This window comes from Streptomyces sp. NPDC047072 (assembly GCF_040643855.1).
Lineage (GTDB): Bacteria > Actinomycetota > Actinomycetes > Streptomycetales > Streptomycetaceae > Streptomyces.
Window position 1 is genome coordinate 1 of sequence record NZ_JBEYVC010000367.1, and the last position, 1,766, is coordinate 1,766.

The window sequence follows — 1,766 nt, forward strand, 5'->3', positions numbered from 1 at the left end:
CCACGTGGGGGCCCGGCGTCGCCCGCACGATCGTGATCAGCCGGTCCGTCAGCTCCAGCGTCCCGACCGCCGGATCGTCGTAGGCCAGTTTCGTCGCCGGGTCCAGGACGACGACCGGGACGCCCGCGTCGCGGATCTGGTCGATCGCCTCCTTGGGTCCGGTGTCGGTGTCGGCGAGGACCACCGTCGGCCGCAGGGACAGCACGCTCTCCGCGCTGACGTCGTGCGCCTTGGTGACCTGCGGGAGCTTCTTCGCCTCGGCGAAGGTGGCGGTGATGTCCCGCCCGACGACCCGGTCACCGAGCCCCAGCGTGAACACGATCTCGGCGACACCGCCGTTGAGCGGCAGGATCCGCGAGGCGTCCTTCACCGTGACCTTCCGCCCGTCCGAGGAGTCGACGGTGACGGGCAACTCCGGCGTGGGCGCCTTGCCTTCGAGCGGGACGAGGGTGTTCTTCGCGAGCTGCTTCCCGGCCGCGGCCGCGCGCGCTCCGGCGGAGGCCGGGGAAGCGTCCGCGGCTGAGGTGGACGCCGAGGTCCCGCCCCCGCACCCCGCCGTCAGCAGGGCGAGCGCCAGCCCGACGGCCGCGAGCCCCCGGCGCGCCAGGGGGTGTCGGGATCTTCCGGGCATGCGCATCGCCTGACCCTCTCCAGTCTCACGGGTGACTTACAGTGGAGCACCAGCTTAGGTTAGGTTTACCTAATTAACCACTGGTGGGGGTGTGACATGAAAAGCCCAAGCAGCCTGCGCGGCAGGAGAGTTGCGGGCGTCTCCGCAGTCGCCATGACGTTGGCGATCACCTCCCCCGCGGCTGCCGCGGGGACCTCGGCGACCGGACCCGAGGGCCAGAAACTCACCGTCTCCACATCCTCCGGGCTCGACCCGGCGGGCGAGACGGTGACCGTCTCCGGCTCCGGCTACAACACCGAGAAGGGCATCTACGTCGCCTTCTGCGTGGACAACGGCGCCGGGAAGACGCCCACGCCGTGCATCGGCGGCGTCGACATGTCCGGCGAATCCGGGGCGTCGCGGTGGATCTCGTCCAACCCGCCCTCCTACGGCGAGGGGCTCGCGAAGCCGTACGGCGGCAGCGGACACAAGGGCACGTTCAGCGTGAAACTCACGGTGCGCGCGAAGGACGCGAACACCGACTGCACGAAGTCCGGCGTGACCTGCGCCGTCATCACCCGCAACGACCACACGCGGGGTGGGGACCAGACGCAGACCGTGCGGATCCCGGTGACGTTCGCGGGCGCCTCCGGGGCCGGGAGCGGTTCGTCGGCGACATCGAGCGCGACGGCCGGTCCGGGTTCCGATTCCGGGCCCTCCGAAGCCGCGACCAAGACCGAATCCGAGGGCGCAACGAAGGCGAGCGGCCCGCTCGCAAGCACCGGTTCCGCCACATTGACGGTCGGGCTCACGGCGGCGGGACTCGTCGCGGCCGGGACCGGCACCTGGTACTGGGCGCGCCGACGCCGTACGGCCTGATCCCCAAATCCCCGAGGGAGAACTGAAGATGGTGAACAGACCCGGCGCCGCCGCACTGGCCGGCGGCGCCCTGCTCGCGCTGCTCTGCCCGGGCGCGGCGGCCGCGCAGGACGTGTATCCCCGTACGGTGTCCGGTGGTTACGCGAGCTGGAGAACAGCCGAGGGCGTCACCCTCGACGTCATCGAACCCGCCACACAGGGCTCCGGGGGCCGTGCGTGGTTCCCGGCGACGGGCGGCGGCACGGATCCTCAAACCGCTTCCGCCGAGGTCGAGTTG

The 1,766-nt window shown here is 71.3% G+C and carries 3 protein-coding genes; 2 read left to right on the plus strand and 1 reads right to left on the minus strand.

Annotated features, from left to right (window positions below; genetic code table 11):
- Window positions 1-637 (minus strand): ABC transporter substrate-binding protein (locus ABZ896_RS52735; protein WP_360946668.1); only part of this gene is annotated, 637 nt, incomplete at its 3' end.
- Window positions 638-727: 90 nt separating this feature from the next.
- Between ABZ896_RS52735 and ABZ896_RS52740 the strand changes: the two genes are divergently transcribed.
- Both ABZ896_RS52740 and ABZ896_RS52745 read left to right on the plus strand, forming a co-directional pair.
- Complete coding sequence (locus ABZ896_RS52740; RefSeq protein ID WP_360946671.1) at window positions 728-1,489, plus strand: LPXTG cell wall anchor domain-containing protein; 762 nt, start codon at window positions 728-730, stop codon at window positions 1,487-1,489.
- Between the two features lie 28 nt (window positions 1,490-1,517).
- On the plus strand, window positions 1,518-1,766 hold a 249-nt coding region (locus tag ABZ896_RS52745; RefSeq protein ID WP_360946674.1), incomplete at its 3' end, for a hypothetical protein.

What these genes read in the sequence shown, in the direction of transcription:
- ABZ896_RS52740 (WP_360946671.1), top strand. Translation starts at nt 728, where the DNA reads ATGAAAAGCCCAAGCAGCCTGCGCGGCAGGAGAGTTGCGGGCGTCTCC.